This is a genomic window from Shewanella sp. QJM3NY_23 (genome assembly GCF_056173105.1).
The window spans coordinates 585016-600736 of record NZ_CM149657.1 but is presented as its reverse complement, the minus strand read 5'-3'; the positions used below and the strand labels follow the sequence as shown (position 1 = coordinate 600736).

General features: G+C 50.6%; 11 protein-coding genes and 1 riboswitch. Of the genes, 9 read left to right on the top strand and 2 right to left on the bottom strand.

Translation table 11 applies throughout. The annotated features are described in order from the left end of the window. Nucleotides 1-117 precede the first annotated feature (117 nt). The gene (dauA, locus tag AC0VXX_RS02800; RefSeq protein WP_475515822.1) at nucleotides 118-1806 is read right to left on the bottom strand and encodes a C4-dicarboxylic acid transporter DauA; all 1689 of its coding nucleotides are present in this window, start codon (nucleotides 1804-1806) and stop codon (nucleotides 118-120) included. A 585-nt stretch (nucleotides 1807-2391) separates the two neighbouring features. After that, a riboswitch (glycine riboswitch) is annotated at nucleotides 2392-2525 on the top strand. Nucleotides 2526-2679: 154 nt separating this feature from the next. On the opposite strand from dauA, the gene AC0VXX_RS02795 reads away from it, so the two are divergent. Continuing rightward, entirely contained in the window at nucleotides 2680-4050 is a 1371-nt protein-coding gene (locus AC0VXX_RS02795) for an alanine/glycine:cation symporter family protein (RefSeq protein WP_475515821.1), read from the top strand. An 83-nt stretch (nucleotides 4051-4133) separates the two neighbouring features. Here the strand turns inward: AC0VXX_RS02795 and fliB are convergent, their stop codons facing one another. Then, nucleotides 4134-5315 carry a flagellin lysine-N-methylase gene (gene fliB, locus AC0VXX_RS02790; RefSeq protein ID WP_475515820.1) on the bottom strand — a complete coding sequence of 394 codons (1182 nt, stop codon included), beginning with the start codon at nucleotides 5313-5315 and terminating at the stop codon, nucleotides 4134-4136. 405 nt (nucleotides 5316-5720) lie between these two features. Here fliB and AC0VXX_RS02785 point away from each other — a divergent pair, with 405 nt between their 5' ends. From AC0VXX_RS02785 to AC0VXX_RS02750, 8 genes are all read left to right on the top strand, one after another. Then, a complete protein-coding gene (locus AC0VXX_RS02785) occupies nucleotides 5721-6389 on the top strand; it encodes an ABC transporter ATP-binding protein (RefSeq protein WP_475515819.1) in 669 nt (222 codons plus the stop codon). After that, nucleotides 6382-8904: an ABC transporter permease gene (locus AC0VXX_RS02780; RefSeq protein ID WP_475515818.1), complete on the top strand. Its 2523-nt coding sequence runs from the start codon at nucleotides 6382-6384 to the stop codon at nucleotides 8902-8904. Before AC0VXX_RS02785 ends, AC0VXX_RS02780 begins: the two co-directional genes overlap by 8 nt. Beyond that, complete coding sequence (locus AC0VXX_RS02775; protein ID WP_475515817.1) at nucleotides 8901-10010, top strand: lipocalin-like domain-containing protein; 1110 nt, start codon at nucleotides 8901-8903, stop codon at nucleotides 10008-10010. Before AC0VXX_RS02780 ends, AC0VXX_RS02775 begins: the two co-directional genes overlap by 4 nt. Before the next feature lie 502 nt (nucleotides 10011-10512). Further along, nucleotides 10513-10782 carry a chaperone NapD gene (locus AC0VXX_RS02770; RefSeq protein WP_475515816.1) on the top strand — a complete coding sequence of 90 codons (270 nt, stop codon included), beginning with the start codon at nucleotides 10513-10515 and terminating at the stop codon, nucleotides 10780-10782. Next, nucleotides 10779-13262: a nitrate reductase catalytic subunit NapA gene (gene napA, locus AC0VXX_RS02765; protein WP_475515815.1), complete on the top strand. Its 2484-nt coding sequence runs from the start codon at nucleotides 10779-10781 to the stop codon at nucleotides 13260-13262. The genes AC0VXX_RS02770 and napA overlap by 4 nt, the downstream gene beginning before the upstream one ends. A gap of 55 nt (nucleotides 13263-13317) precedes the next feature. Then, the gene (napG, locus tag AC0VXX_RS02760) at nucleotides 13318-14049 is read left to right on the top strand and encodes a ferredoxin-type protein NapG (RefSeq protein WP_475515814.1); all 732 of its coding nucleotides are present in this window, start codon (nucleotides 13318-13320) and stop codon (nucleotides 14047-14049) included. Beyond that, nucleotides 14046-14939, top strand: coding sequence for a quinol dehydrogenase ferredoxin subunit NapH (napH, locus tag AC0VXX_RS02755; protein WP_110457128.1), 894 nt, complete (start codon nucleotides 14046-14048; stop codon nucleotides 14937-14939). The genes napG and napH overlap by 4 nt, the downstream gene beginning before the upstream one ends. Continuing rightward, complete coding sequence (locus AC0VXX_RS02750; RefSeq protein WP_475515813.1) at nucleotides 14936-15358, top strand: nitrate reductase cytochrome c-type subunit; 423 nt, start codon at nucleotides 14936-14938, stop codon at nucleotides 15356-15358. Before napH ends, AC0VXX_RS02750 begins: the two co-directional genes overlap by 4 nt. Nucleotides 15359-15721: the final 363 nt, after the last annotated feature.

Below are 15721 nucleotides of genomic sequence, written 5' to 3'. Positions count from 1 at the left end.
TAACAGTTACCAAGGTTAAATTTTTAATTCTCTATAGCAGGGTTTCATCGAGAAGTAAGCTAAACAGGGATAAACATAACCGCTTAGGTAACAGTAACCTAAGCGGTCTACTATCCTTTATAATAAGGTTTTGGCGAGCGTTAAACTGTCCTCAAGGTGGCGCGCATAGGCCACCTTACCCTGGCGCTTTCTTATGCCTGCGCGGCGTAATTTAAGGATCATTCTCGGCTGCAGATTGTTAATGATCAGCGCCACATTTTTGCTCTGCAGTTGCTGAGCTATCGATTCCATCGCGACAATGGCACTCATATCGAGCAAGGTGACATGGGACATATCTAAAATCACCACTCGTACGTCAGGGCGCACCGCCGTGATGGTTTGCAGCGCCTTTTGCGCCGAGCCAAAAAACAGCGGCCCATCGATATCGTAAATAACCACTTGCTCAGGAATCGCATACTGTTCATGGTCGAGCTTCATCGCTTTAGGACCACTCAACCTTATGCTGCGGCGGATAAACAAGATTGCCGCCATTCCCATACCGACCGCAACGGCAATGGTCATATCAAATAACACGGTCAGTAAAAAACAGGCGAGTAAAATCACCACATCGTCTCTAGGCGCGATCTTGAGCGTGCGCATAAAATGGCGCGCCTCACTCATATTCCAGGCAACCACTAACAGTAATGCCGCCATCGACGCCATCGGAATGTAAGCTAATAACGGGGACAACATTAAGATGCTTAATAAGATAAACCCGCTATGCACCACCGCCGACAGCGGCAAGCTGCCACCGGCCTTCACATTCGCCGCCGTGCGGGCAATGGCTGCCGTGGCGGGGATCCCCCCAAACAGGGGCGCCACCATATTGCCTATCCCCTGACCAATCAGCTCATCATTAGAGTGATGCCGTTTGCCCGACATGCCATCGGCTACCACCGCACATAACAAAGACTCTAATGCGCCTAATATGGCAATGGTGATCGCCGAAGGCAACAGCTGCCTAATCAGCTCAAAACTCAAGCCTATGGGAGTGCCATTGGCATCGGGAAGCGCCCATGGCCAAGTAAAGCTGGGCAATAACGGCGGGATCCCTTGCCCTGCCACCCCACCAATTTCATAATGAAAACGGCTACCTATGGTCGCCACACTAAAATCGGTTAGCCCTTGGGTTAACAACCACCCCACAACGGCGCCAACGGTCAGTGCCACTAAGTGTGCCGGTATTTTTGAGCGCAACTTTGGCCACAGCAATAACACCATTAAAGTGATTGCACCAATCAAGGTTTCCTGCCAAGTGATACTAGAAAACGCCGAGCCTATGGCCGACACCTGTTGTAAATAGTGACCTTCTACAGGCGCCACACTCAGACCAAAAAAGTCTTTAATTTGTAATGTGGCGATCACCACCCCGATACCAGCGGTAAAGCCTATCGTGACAGGATAGGGAACGATCTCAATCAGCTTACCCAGCCGCGCCATGCCCATCAGCACTAAAATCATGCCTGCCATAAAGCCGCTCAGCAGCAAACCGCCTAAGCCAAACTGCTGTACTATCGGCAGCAAAATCACCACAAAGGCTGCTGTTGGCCCCGAAATATTGACTTTAGAGCCCCCGGTAATGGCGATAATTGCCCCAGCGACCATCGCGGTATACAGGCCATGTTGCGGCGGCACACCGCTAGCAATAGCCAGTGCCATAGATAAGGGCAGCGCGATGACGCCAACGGTTAAGCCTGCCAACACATTGGCTTGCAACTCGGCGCCAGAAAGCGATTTACTCAATGATTTTTTTAGTGCTGATAACATCTTAATCCCGATAATGTAGCGCTAACGCTTGCAACACACTAACGGGCTATCGAGTGTAATGAGTCGAGATCACGGCTTGTTTGCGCTAAGGCAAGTTTGGGCAAGTCAATGAGGTGACGATACACCTTAGAGTCTCTGTGTGCGAAAAAGCAACAGCGCTTAGCAACATAAGAGTTTTATAACCACAGCGTGATTATGGTTTTTATTGTAAACCTACAGCAAGCAAAGATGTAAGGGGGCTGGGGATAAATAATTTACCACTGTGGCCTTAGACATAGATAAAGCCAAGATTAACCAAGGTCATTAACCGCTACTGACACCCGCTCAAAAAATCAGCGAGCGGCCGAGATGATACACAAATTTGAAGTTACCCCCTTGAGCCACATCCGCAATTAGCGCATGATATCAGCCCCTTTACAGACTCAAGTGGTATCACTTCATCTGTAAAAGGGATCCGTTCGGATGAAGGTAGCAGGAGAGCGGGGATTAACCCCACACCGACGAGGCAACTCTGCATGCATAAGCTCAGCGCTTAACGTACAGAGCACTCTTTCAGGTACCACTTAGGTGGTGAGGACTGTTACTGGACGAGCCTCTGGAGAGACTGTGCACAGATAGGTGAGCGTTTACCTAAATATGACACAGCGCCGAAGGCGAAAGTGGCGATGGTATCAATCCATCACCGCGAAACGCTCAGGCAAAAGGACAGAGGAGAGGATGACTGTATGCGTCGTCATTTGCCGCTGCCCATTTTTTGCCATCGCTTGGTCGAAACAGCACATCTGCACTTTACGATACCGAAATTCAGCCATTTCTTTTCCTCCTCCGATTATTAAGACGAATCGTCAAGCAGTTTAATACTCGAGGAACAACATGAACTTTCACGCTTTACTCACTGATATCAATGCCATTGTATGGGGCCCCATTACCCTATGTTTATTGGTTGGTACAGGTCTATACCTCACCCTGCGACTGCGGCTATTACAGGTGTTTAAATTACCCTTGGCGTTAAGCCTGTTATTTAAACCCGCCAGCGGTAAAGGGGATCTGTCATCTTTTGCAGCGCTGTGCACCGCCCTATCGGCCACCATAGGTACAGGTAATATTGTTGGCGTCGCTACCGCCATAAAAATTGGTGAACCTGGCGCTCTCTTTTGGATGTGGCTGGCCGCTTTTTTTGGCATGGCGACCAAATACGCCGAATGCATGCTGGCGGTGAAATACCGCACGGTCGATGAACGTGGCAATATTGCCGGTGGCCCCATGTACTATATTGAACGCGGCTTGGGGCTACCTTGGCTGGCAAAACTCTTTGCCCTATTTGGTATTGGCGTGGCTTTCTTTGGGATCGGCACCTTCGCCCAAGTCAATGCGATTAGCGATGCCTTAACCATTGCCTTCGACATCCCCACTTGGGGGACCGCCGTGGTCTTAACCCTGTTAGTCGCCGCCGTCACCTTGGGCGGGGTTAAACGTATCGCCAATGTCGCACAAAAGTTAGTACCCACTATGGCAATAGGCTATGTATTAGCTTGCATTTGGATTTTATTTAGCTTTTCAGAGCAAATAATTCCAGCCTTTGAATTGGTATTGCACTCAGCCTTCACCCCGATCTCGGCCGCCGGGGGATTCCTTGGCGCCACTGTGGCCCAAGCACTGCAAATTGGTATTGCTCGCGGAGTATTTTCCAATGAGTCTGGTCTAGGGAGTGCGCCCATTGCCGCCGCGGCGGCGAAAACCAACGAGCCGGTTGAGCAAGGGCTGGTGAGCATGACGGGCACGTTTTTCGACACCATCTTAATTTGTACCATGACAGGCTTAGTGTTGATCATCACCGGCGTCTGGAATGGCGACACTGCTGGCGCCGCCATGACCAGCGCCGCATTTGCCTCTGGTGGCTCGGTCATCGTCGGTCAATATGTGGTGACTATCGCGCTGGTCTGTTTTGCCTTTACCACTATCTTAGGCTGGCACTATTATGGCGAACGCTGCTGGCACTACCTCACGGGTAACCGCCTCGGCCAGCACGGCATTAAAATCTATCAATGGTTATTTTTAGGCTTAATCGCCGCCGGCGCCTTTATCCAACTGGACTTAATTTGGATGCTGGCCGATACCGTCAATGGCCTAATGGCGATCCCCAACCTCATTGCGATCATCGGCTTAAGAGATGTGATTTTGGCTGAAACCCGCCACTACTTTACTAAACGCAAACAGCTTGTGGCTGAGCAGGTAACTGCGTAAGTTCATTAGTTCATTGAATTATCTCGGCTACACCCAATAAAAATGGGGCATAATTGCCCCATTATTGATCTTACTACCTCAGACTACGGCTGAGTTTTTAATAGATTTATCACCGCGGGCACCGACTCAATCTCACACTCTCGCATTACCTCTTCAATAGTTTGCGCCATAACTGGACGATGCTGCCTGACCACCTGATAAATCTGAAAACACAAGATGATGTCACTCTCAGTGAGCTGCTTATGCTGGTGCGCCATCGCCGAGAGATAACTGCGCATGATAAAGCAATCGAGCACCAACAACCTAAAGGCTTTCAGCGGCGCCTCTTCACCAAGCAGAGGAAAGTGATGATGAAAAATCGCGTAGAGAATATAACGCTCAAACAGATCGCTATGCTCACCTAATGCGGGGAGCGCAATATCATTCCATGCCTGATTCATGGCCGCGACACTAAACTCATTGTCTTCATTGCAGATGGTCGACACCGCCTCGTTTAAGCGAGTAAAACGCGCCCTTGTGGCCCGAGAGTGAATTTTACAAAAAGTAGAATGAATACCCAAAAAGGCGTGCGACTGCGGGATAGGAGCATAAGGCAATTTAGCGTATTGCTCGACCAATAATCCCGCCTCGGCAAATTGCTTCAGTTGTAAAAAACGCTCATCGAGGGCGCTATCGGGTAACAGGCCCGCTCGCACCTCTTCACTGGTTTTCAGTAATAAACCAATGGCCAGCAGCGCCGGCTCCCAATCGAGCCCTAAGCCAGCTAATAATTCTAGGCTGTACTCATGGCTTTTTTCGAGCCATACCGGAGAGGGCTTAACTACCGCCTTATTTCCACTATTTTGCACATCAAATTGAAATGCATCGGGATGAAACAACACGATACGCGCGACTTCTGGGCAAGACATACTCAGCGAGCGGTACTTGTTACCACCAACAAGACGGTCGAGTTTAGGATAAGTCTTACAAGTGTCGCTTAAGGCCGCTTCACCAGCATGCTTATGAATATTACACAGCTTTTGCTCATCGAGAAATGGACAGCCTCCCTGCTCATCAAGCTTAATGGCGGCCCAATTAGCCGCATTTTTTTTCACTTCGGTAAAGGCTATTTTGGCAAGCGAGGCAAACTTAGGATGGCTAACGGTTTTTTTATAGCTTTTCTTATCAAAAGTAATGGTCCAATCGTTACAGCAACTGTCTTCACACTCGGGGCCAACGCAGCTAAACAAAGTGACATAATTAGGTTTGATCACAAGATTATTCATGAGAGTACTTATTACGCTTAAATTTTCGCTAAAGGTAACAAGAAAGCAGGCTCATCCACAAGATCAATTCATAGAGAATGCGTCATTACACGTGTGCTCAGAGCTTGTTGGCATACCAAACTTGATCAATGATTAACCTTTACATTTTACCCACCTTAATAAAGCAATAAATTAAGACCTTTCAGTACGTCCACCTTTGCTATCGTTTTATACCGGGCAATAAAGCCGATCCTTTATGGATTATCCCCCGTATAACCCCACGGTCTAAATCAACCACTTATTTGATGCAATCGACAATCAATGCAATTAGAAGATGAATGTTAAATTGCAATGTGTTACCAATATCTTACTCGCGCATTATTTGACCAAGGCTTGTCCCTAAGGTGATGCACTACAGGAGTTGTCATGAGTACAAGCGTTATTACGCTAGATAAGATCTGCAAAGGATTTACCGACGGCGATAAGTTTCATCAGGTACTCGATCATGTCGATTTACACCTGCAGCGAGGCGACACCGTTGCCTTAACCGGCCCCAGTGGCTGCGGTAAAAGCACCTTACTCAATATTATTGCTGGCTTTGAGCGGCCGACCTCGGGCACCTTATCCCTTTTGGGAACGCCAACCACCCAGTGGAATGATGCGTGCTGGAGTGAGTTTCGCCACCAGCAACTAGGGGTTGTTTTTCAGCAATTTAATCTACTCACCCCGCTTAATGTTGAAGACAATATCGCTTTCCCCTTGCACCTCAATAACGAGCGCTGGAACCCTTGGTGCGATCACCTCGTCGACACCTTGGGGCTTAGCGCCCTGCGTAAACGCCATGTGGAAACCCTGTCCGGTGGACAACAGCAACGCGTGGCCATTGCAAGGGCGCTGGCACATAAACCTGCGCTGTTACTCGCCGATGAACCCACAGGCAATTTAGATCAACAGGCCAGCCTTGAGGTGATGCGCCTGATTTGCGCTCTCGCGGCTGAGCACCACACCAGTATTTTAATGGTCACCCATAGCCAAGAGTGCGCCGAGTTTATGCAGCGCCGCTGGCACCTGGATTTGGGTAAGGTTCATGAATAACCCACCCAGTAGCCGTCACATCGGTAATCCTCAAGCCCTAAAAGGTTGGCAACTCACCCTGCGGGTGTTCTTGGCTCATTATCGACAATCACCGCTGCAAGCGGGCGCGATTATTATCGGTATTATCCTCGCGGTCACCCTGCTTACAGGCGTGCGCGCGACCAATGAAAATGCGATCAACAGCTATAGTAACGCCACCGAACTGTTAAGCCAGCAAGCCAAGTGGTTTATCACCCCACTGCCTAATACCCCCTTAAATGAACAGCTCTATTTTACCTTGCGCCAACAGGGGATCACCCACAGCTTGGCGGTGGTGCAAGGCATGCTGGTGGACGAACAGGCGCGGCACTGGCAAGTACAAGGCAGCGACATTATCGCCGCCATGAGCGCGGCCCGCAGCCATAGCTCAAATGACGATACCGCCTCAAGTCGGCATCGCTTTAACGGTAACGCGCTGCCACTGGCAAAACTTATCGCTGGCGAGCCTATCGTATTAATGAGTCAATCAAACGCCGAGCAGCTCAATCAACCTACGCTGACTGTCGAAGGGCAAACGCTCAATGTTATCGCCGTGGATGACCAACTTAATCTAGGCAACCGCCTACTGATGGATATCTCGCTGGCGCAGCAGCTGCTCAATAAACCGCAGCAACTGAGTTATATCGCCATTTTTAACGATGTTAGCGCACAAAAAGCCCAAATAGAGCAATGGCTTGAAGGTAAGGCGCATCTCAGCCCAAGTGACAATGGCGACAGCATGAAAGCGCTCACTAACAGCTTTCACCTTAACCTCACTGCCATGAGCTTACTGGCCTTTATTGTCGGCCTGTTTATCGCTTATAACGGCGTGCGTTACAGCCTGCTTAAACGTAAACGACTGATCACTCAGTTGCAGCAGCAAGGTATCATGAAACTATCAATCATGTCGGCACTAGCGAGCGAGCTGCTGCTGTTGGTTGTAGTAGGTTCGCTTATCGGATTTATTGGTGGCTTGCAGCTCAGTTATTGGTTACAGCCTATGGTCTCAGTGACCCTAGAACAGCTCTATGGAGCCACTATTTTACCGGGAATATGGCAATGGCAATGGCTAGCTCAGGCGACCTTGTTAACCTTTATCGCCGCCTTACTGGCCTGTAGCTCGTTGTTTATTGAGCTGCTGCGCCAACCGCTGGCCCAGAGCGCCGGGCAATTTAATCAACAAGCGAGTGCCCATCGTGCCCATAAGCGGCAGCTATGGGTGTCGTTGTGCTTGGCAGCGGTGGCCTTAATTGGCATGGCATTAACCGACAATTACCGGATCACCATGGCGTTATTAGGCTTAGTGGTGCTCAGTATCCCGCTGGCCTTGCCTTGGTTATTACAGCAATTAATTCAAGTTATTGAGCGTGTTGCGCCCAAAGGGTTAGTCGGTTATCAAATTGCCGAAACCAAGGAGCTTATCCCGCCGCTCTCCCTCGCCATGATGGCCATGCTGCTGGCACTAACGGCTAATATTTCGATGAATAGCCTAGTGGGCAGCTTTGAAATCACGCTCAAACAGTGGCTCAACGCGCGTTTGCATGCCGACCTTTATATCCGCCCACCGAGCAGCCAGATGCAGCAAATTGAAGCCTATTTAGCCGCCGATAAACAGGTCACTGGCATTTATGAGCAGTGGTCGATTAAGAGCCGCGCTAAGCAGCAGCCTATCTACTTAGTCGCCCGTGATGACTACTCTGTTGAACACACCACAGTGCTTAAAACCGCTGTCGATAACTTGTGGCAGCGCTTTTTAACCGGTGATGTGGTGATGGTCAGTGAACCTTTTGCCATTAAACACCAGCTGGGGTTAAACGACACGATTAAGGTCGATGTGCTTGGCGATAGTCCCCTTACCGTGGGGGCGATTTACTACGACTATGGTAACCCCTATGGCGAGGTCATCGTCTCTACTGTCATCTGGCACCAAGCTAAGCTGTCCACCTTACCCATTAGCTTAGCGGTGACCTATCAAGGCGACTTAACGCAATTGAGCCAAGGCTTGATGCAAAAGTTTTCGCTATCAGATGCACTGATATACAGCCAAGCCCGTATTAAGGCGCAAGCGGTAGAGATGTTTAAACGCACTTTTTCCATTACTAAGGTGCTTAATAGCTTAACCTTATTGGTGGCCGCCATTGGTTTGTTTAGCGCCTGTTATATGTTGACCCAAGCCCGTATGGCGCCGATTGCACGCCTGTACACCTTAGGGGTTAATCGCCGCCAGCTCTCCCTTATGGTCACCAGCCAAATGCTGTTAATGGTCATACTCACCTGTATTGTTGCCCTGCCGACTGGCGCGCTACTAGGCTACTTGCTGATCAATAAAGTGACCCTACAAGCCTTTGGTTGGAGCATAGCCATGATATGGGATTGGCAAGCCTACTTCGAAGTGACTCTGCTCGCCCTAGTCGCTAGCGGCTTTGCCGTAGCACTGCCCTTGTATCAGCAAACTCGCCGCCCTCTCATCAGTAGCCTACAGAGTGATGTGTTATGACGCTATTATTCTCGCCCCGCGCGGGCCTATTCGCCCTATTACTCTTACTGCTTGGCTGCGATGCACCAGACACCAACCCTCAAAGCGCAATGGGCTCACTGATGGGCGATAATCTACAGGGCTATACTCAGGTCACCCCTGGGCAAACCCTGCGCTTTCCTGAAGATCACCAAGCCCATAACGATTTTCGCCAAGAATGGTGGTATTTGACCGCCAACCTCACCACGGCATCGGGTCAACCTCTGGGGCTGCAATGGACACAATTTAGGATAGCCCTATCGCCCAAGGCGAGTGAATCCTCATCAACCTGGGCCACTAACCAGCTGTATATGGCCCACAGCGCGGTGACCACCGCCCAGCAACATGTGGCTAAAGAGCGCTGGGCACGGGCTCAACCTCAATTAGCCGGCAGCGATGCGGCGCCATTGGCGATAAAACTGGACAACTGGCTGTGGCAGAGTCAAAGCCAAGACCTGTTTCCGGCAACCTTAACCGTCAGCGATGAGCAGCTCAGTTATCGATTGTCACTTAACACTAGTGCCCCTTATCAATTACAGGGCGATAAGGGCTACAGCATTAAAAGCGGTGATGGCAGCGTAGCCTCTTATTACTACAGCCAGCCTTTCATCCAAGTCACTGGCGAAGTCACCCTAGAGGGTAAGTCGGTTAACGTCTCAGGCGACGCTTGGCTCGACAGAGAGTGGAGTTCACAGTTTCTCAATAAACATCAACAAGGCTGGGATTGGTTTGCGCTGCGTTTAGACGATGGCTCGGCGCTGATGCTGTTTCAATTGCGCAGCGGCGATAGTCAAGCGAGTTATTTCTACAGCGCCAGACGCATGTATGCCGATGGCAGCGGGCGAAATATCGACTCCACCAGCGCCCCCGCAGACATTGAAATGACGCCCACCGACTGGCAACAAACGCCGTCGGGGCGATACCCTGTGGCCTGGCGCATCGCCATTGCAAGTGAACAACTGCAACTGACGATTAAACCATTAAATCGTGACAGCCATATGCCACTGAGCGTGAGCTATTGGGAAGGCCCCATTAGCATATCGGGGAGTCACCAAGGCACTGGCTATATGGAGCTAACAGGCTATTAACCGATAACGAGTAGCTCAATAAACAGCATAAAGGCTTGCCCAATATGCGTTATCACGTCCCGTTAACCCATTGGCCAGCAACAACCCCGGCCATTTTTGGCTCAATCGCCAGATAAAACAGTCCCCCCGCCAAATAGATGTCAACCTCGATTGATTGCATCGGTTATCTGGCCGCTCCTCTCATATGCCCGCGAGCAAGACGCGACAAACAGCCCACTTAAGCGCCCTCATCTGCACACTTATCTTGTTCACTTCAACACTGGCGAATCGTCTATCTGCTTACTAAGCTGATTAATTACACCAATAGCGCTGTCCCCATAAATAGCAAACTGAGTGTTAGGTCACGCTTAAAAACTTGATCTTGATCGACAAACCAATCAGTTACCTCTCAAGAGGTATACCCACAAAAATAACAAGGCTTAGACTCAATTTAACCCTAAAGCGGTCACTGTAACTAACCAGCAGCGTTGGCTATCGTTACTGCGAATAACAAGGTAAACCCATGCGTCAGGAATACCATATCACCAGTTTAGTGGTGCACGCTGCGCCAAGCGCAGTGGCACAAATTACCGCAGATATCGAGGCTTTAGCCGGCGCCGATATCCACGCTATCAGCGACCAAGCAAAGTTTGTGGTCACCCTAGAGGGTGAATCACAAGCATCGATACTCAAAAACATCGAAGCCATTAACGCCCTCAACGGGGTGCTATCGAGCAGCCTTGTCTATCATCAAGTTGAACCAGTAGAAGAAAAGAGTGAGGAAACACCATGAGCATTAGCCGCCGCGAGTTTCTCAAAGCCAACGCCGCAGTTGCCGCTGCCACGGCAGTGGGAGTCACTCTGCCAGTGAAGATCGTTGAAGCTGCAGAGCAAACAGATACCATCAAGTGGGATAAAGCCCCCTGCCGTTTTTGTGGCGTGGGCTGTAGCGTATTAGTGGGCACCAATAACGGTAAAGTGGTTGCCACTAAGGGCGACCCAGAAAGCCCGGTTAACAAAGGCCTTAACTGCATTAAGGGCTACTTTCTATCAAAAATCATGTATGGCAAAGACAGACTCACCACACCATTGCTGCGCATGAAAGACGGCCAATATCATAAAGAGGGCGAATTTACGCCCGTCAGTTGGGATGTCGCTTTAGATACCATGGCTGAAAAGTGGAAACACACACTCAAGACCAAAGGGCCGACCGCGGTGGGCATGTTTGGCTCGGGCCAATGGACCATTTGGGAAGGTTACGCCGCCTCGAAACTGCACAAAGCCGGTTTTCTCAGCAACAACATCGACCCTAACGCGCGTCACTGTATGGCGTCTGCCGTGGTGGGCTTTATGCGCACCTTTGGTATCGATGAGCCCATGGGCTGTTATGACGACCTAGAAGCGGCCGACCACTTTGTTTTGTGGGGCGCCAACATGGCCGAGATGCATCCCATTTTGTGGGCGCGTTTGTCAGATCGCCGCCTCAGTAATGCCGATTGTCGGGTACATGTCTTATCTACCTTCGAAAACCGCAGCTTCGACCTCGCCGATAATCCCATGGTGTTTAAGCCGCAATCCGATCTGGTCATTCTGAACTACATAGCCAACTACATCATCCAAAATAATGCGGTTAACAAGGACTTTGTTAACAAGCACACCAAGTTTGCCTTAGGCATCACAGATATAGGTTACGGCTTACGCCCTGAGCATCCGTTAGAGCAAAAAGCCAAAAACCCAGGCAATGGTAAATCGACCGCCATTAGCTTCGATGAGTACGCCAAATTTGTCAGTACTTACACCCTAGAATACGCCGCAAAAATGAGTGGTGTTGAGCCTGAAAAACTCGAAGTCATGGCCAAAGCCTATGCCGATCCCAATGTGAAAATCATGAGCCTATGGACCATGGGGATCAACCAGCACGTCCGTGGTGTATGGGCCAATAACATGCTCTACAACATCCACCTGTTGACGGGTAAAATCGCCACCCCCGGTAATAACCCTTTCTCACTCACAGGCCAACCTTCGGCTTGCGGTACCGCCCGTGAAGTGGGCACCTTTGCTCACCGTCTGCCCGCCGATATGGTGGTGACCAATCCCGAGCATAGGGCCATCGCAGAGAAACATTGGCAGTTGCCCGAAGGCACCATTCCACCCAAGCCCGGTTATCACGCCGTATTGCAAAGCCGTATGCTTAAAGATGGCAAGCTCAACTGCTATTGGACCATGTGCACCAACAACATGCAGGCGGGCCCCAATATTAACGAGGAGATCTATCCCGGCTTCCGCAACCCAGACAATTTCATTGTGGTATCTGACCCATACCCAACCGTCACCGCCATGGCAGCTGACTTGATTCTGCCAACAGCCATGTGGGTAGAAAAAGAGGGTGCCTATGGTAATGCCGAGCGCCGCACCCATATGTGGCATCAGCAAGTCAAAGCGCCAGAAGGGGCTAAGTCAGACTTATGGCAATTAATTGAGTTTTCGAAGCGCTTTACAGTGTCAGAAGTATGGCCTGCAGAGCTGATAACCAAAAAGCCTGAGTACGCCGATAAAACCCTGTATGAGGTGTTATTTGCCAACGGTGTTGTCAACAAGTTCCCGCAGTCTGACTGCAAAGGCGAGCTTAATGATGAGTCGGCAGCCGTGGGTTACTATCTGCAAAAAGGCCTGTTCGAAGAGTATGCCCAGTTTGGTCGCGGCCATGGCCACGACTTGGCAGACTTTGATGCCTACCATGCCTCTCGCGGTTTGCGCTGGCCTGTCGTTAACGGCAAAGAAACCCTACGCCGCTTTGTCGAAGGTAGCGATCCTTACGTTAAGGCGGGCGAAGGCTTTAATTTCTACGGCCATCCCGATGGTAAAGCGGTGATTTTTGCCCTGCCTTATGAGCCCGCAGCCGAGGTGCCTAACAGCGAATATGATCTATGGATGTCAACCGGTCGCGTGCTAGAGCACTGGCATACTGGCTCCATGACCGCTCGCGTGCCTGAGCTTTATCGCGCCTATCCCGATGCACAAATTTTCATGCATCCCGAAGACGCCAAAGCTCGAGGCCTGCAGCGCGGCGATGAGGTCGTCGTTGCCTCACCTCGCGGTGAAGTCAAAACTCGCGTCGAAACCAAAGGCCGTAACAAGCCGCCAAGAGGCGTAGTGTTTATGCCGTTTTTCGATGCGCGTCAGCTGGTGAATAAGCTCATGCTCGATGCGACCGATCCCTTATCGAAAGAGACCGATTACAAGAAGTGTCCAGTAAAAGTGATGAAAGCCTAAGGCAGTTTATTTCACCAAGAGTTTGTACCATTAAAAGAGGTTTGAGCAGTACGCTATGAGTAAGGTCAATCGACACACCCAAGCCAAAGGCGTTAATCGCCGCCAGTTTTTAGCCACCTCGGCTAAGGCTGGCTGTGCGATGGGATTATTGGGATTAGGGATCACTGGCGTGGCGAAGCAATCGTCGCACCTTGACCCATTAGCAATAAGGCCCCCTGGCGCGTTAGCAGAAGATGATTTCTTATCTGCCTGTGTGCGCTGCGGTCTATGTGTTGAGGCTTGCCCGTATGACACCCTTAAACTGGCCCGCTGGTTTGAGGGTGCGCCGACGGGGACGCCTTACTTTACGGCGCGGAAGATCCCCTGCGAAATGTGTGAAGATATCCCCTGTGTCAAAGCCTGCCCCTCGGGCTCGCTGGATCACAACTTGACGGATATCACCCAAGCAAAAATGGGGGTTGCGGTGCTTATCGACCAAGAAAATTGCCTCAACTTTAAAGGGCTTCGCTGCGATGTGTGTTATCGCGTCTGCCCATTGATTGATGAAGCAATCACCCTTGAGCGCCTGCACAATCAACGTAGCGACCATCACGCCCTGTTTATCCCCACGGTCAACAGCGACAGCTGCACCGGCTGTGGTAAGTGTGAGCATGCTTGCGTGTTGCAAGAAGCGGCGATCAAAGTGCTACCGCCCCATATTGCCAAGGGGAAAACCGCCACACACGATACCTATATCAACACCGAAGAGACCACGCTTGAGATGTTAAACAAGGGGCTCACACCATGACGCATAACAACATGGGTCATACCACAAACAAAGCGGCCAAGACGCGCTTTGACCAAGCCGCGATTGACCAACTCGGCTGGTGGCGCGCCCACAAGTTTCTATTGCTGCGCCGCGCTTGCCAGCTAGTAGTCCTGCTTGCCTTTGCGATTGGTCCTTGGTTTGGCTTCTGGCTGCTTAAGGGGAATCTGTCTAGCAGTGAGTTGTTAGGTGCCGTCCCCTTGGCCGACCCACTAGCGACACTGCAAGTGCTAATGAGCGGCCACTGGCCAGAGCTCAGTTTGCTACTTGGCGCCGCAGTTATCGCCATCTTCTATTGGCTAGCTGGTGGGCGGGTATTTTGCAGCTGGGTATGTCCAGTCAACCTAGTGACTGATGCCGCCAGCTGGCTAAGGCGTAAGTTACATTTACCCCGCACAAGCGAAATGCCACGGCATTTACGCTATTACCTATTAGCCGTGGTACTCATACTGCCGCTGCTCACCGGTATTGCGGTGTGGGAATGGGTAAACCCGGTGCCCATACTCTATCGCGCCATCTTGTTTGGCGCAGGGAGTGGCTTGTGGATATTAGCCGCCATCTTCTTGCTCGATCTCTTCATTTGCGAGCGAGCCTGGTGTGGTCACCTCTGCCCAACCGGGGCGATGTTTGCCCTACTGGGTAAAACCAGCCCAATCAAAATCAGCGCTGTCAACGCCAGCAGCTGCGATAACTGCATGGCCTGTTTTGAGGTTTGCCCCGAGCGCCAAGTATTAAAACCTGCACTAAAAGGGAAAAATCCCATGATAACCGACAGTGACTGCACTCTATGTGGTCGCTGCATCGATGTCTGTGCTCCACGCGTATTTCAGTATCAAAATCGAATTGCCCTAAAGGCGGAGAACAACCAATGAAAAAAGCACTCACTTTAGTCGCGCTCATGGCGCTCAATGCCAGCGCAGCTGAACTCGCACCAGCCAAAACAGAGCCCGTTAATGTGAACTCGCTCAGCCACGCGGCGATCACTGAGGTACGCGCTGCCGATGCGATGCCCACTTACCCTAAAAAGGGAGAGCCGATAGCCCGCAGCTTTGCCCACCAGCCCCCGCTGATCCCCCATAAGGCCGACTATCAAATTACCATTAAGAAAAACGGCTGCATGACTTGCCACAGCCCAGATAAAGCCGTGCGCATGAAAGCAACCCCAATTCATGACTCGCATATGCAGGCCGATAGCCAGCTCAACAATGAGTATTTCAACTGTACTACGTGCCACGTACCGCAAGCGGAGAACAAGCAGAAGTTGGTTGAGAATAACTTTTCTAACCAATAACGTGCGAGCTTCGAGCAGGATTGAAAACTAGCCTATTGTTACAAGCAAAGACCACCTAGCAATAGGTGGTTTTTTATTGTGTTTGCAATAATGGCAAAGTGTTTGAAGGTCGAACCTTCACTGTTATTAATCGCCTGTCCGGCGGGGAATGTGCAAGCGCTCTTTTGGCTCGGTGAGTGAAGCATAGCTTCGTGCTTACGAACGAGAGGCATGGATGCCGAACTGGCTTTTAGGCATGGACGTTGTTCAAGCACGTCCGTGTGGGCTCTGCGAAATCATCCATGATTTCGAAGGCCAAAACCGCGCTTACACCTCTACCTAACGCCTCTTCGATTTAGCCGTATTTGGTGTGAACTCAGAATC

Bases quoted from the DNA above. Each gene is read 5' to 3' on its own strand.
- dauA (WP_475515822.1), bottom strand. From the start codon at position 1,806: ATGTTATCAGCACTAAAAAAATCATTGAGTAAATCGCTTTCTGGCGCC.
- AC0VXX_RS02795 (WP_475515821.1), top strand. From the start codon at position 2,680: ATGAACTTTCACGCTTTACTCACTGATATCAATGCCATTGTATGGGGC.
- fliB (WP_475515820.1), bottom strand. From the start codon at position 5,315: ATGAATAATCTTGTGATCAAACCTAATTATGTCACTTTGTTTAGCTGC.
- AC0VXX_RS02785 (WP_475515819.1), top strand. From the start codon at position 5,721: ATGAGTACAAGCGTTATTACGCTAGATAAGATCTGCAAAGGATTTACC.
- AC0VXX_RS02780 (WP_475515818.1), top strand. From the start codon at position 6,382: ATGAATAACCCACCCAGTAGCCGTCACATCGGTAATCCTCAAGCCCTA.
- AC0VXX_RS02775 (WP_475515817.1), top strand. From the start codon at position 8,901: ATGACGCTATTATTCTCGCCCCGCGCGGGCCTATTCGCCCTATTACTC.
- AC0VXX_RS02770 (WP_475515816.1), top strand. From the start codon at position 10,513: ATGCGTCAGGAATACCATATCACCAGTTTAGTGGTGCACGCTGCGCCA.
- napA (WP_475515815.1), top strand. From the start codon at position 10,779: ATGAGCATTAGCCGCCGCGAGTTTCTCAAAGCCAACGCCGCAGTTGCC.
- napG (WP_475515814.1), top strand. From the start codon at position 13,318: ATGAGTAAGGTCAATCGACACACCCAAGCCAAAGGCGTTAATCGCCGC.
- napH (WP_110457128.1), top strand. From the start codon at position 14,046: ATGACGCATAACAACATGGGTCATACCACAAACAAAGCGGCCAAGACG.
- AC0VXX_RS02750 (WP_475515813.1), top strand. From the start codon at position 14,936: ATGAAAAAAGCACTCACTTTAGTCGCGCTCATGGCGCTCAATGCCAGC.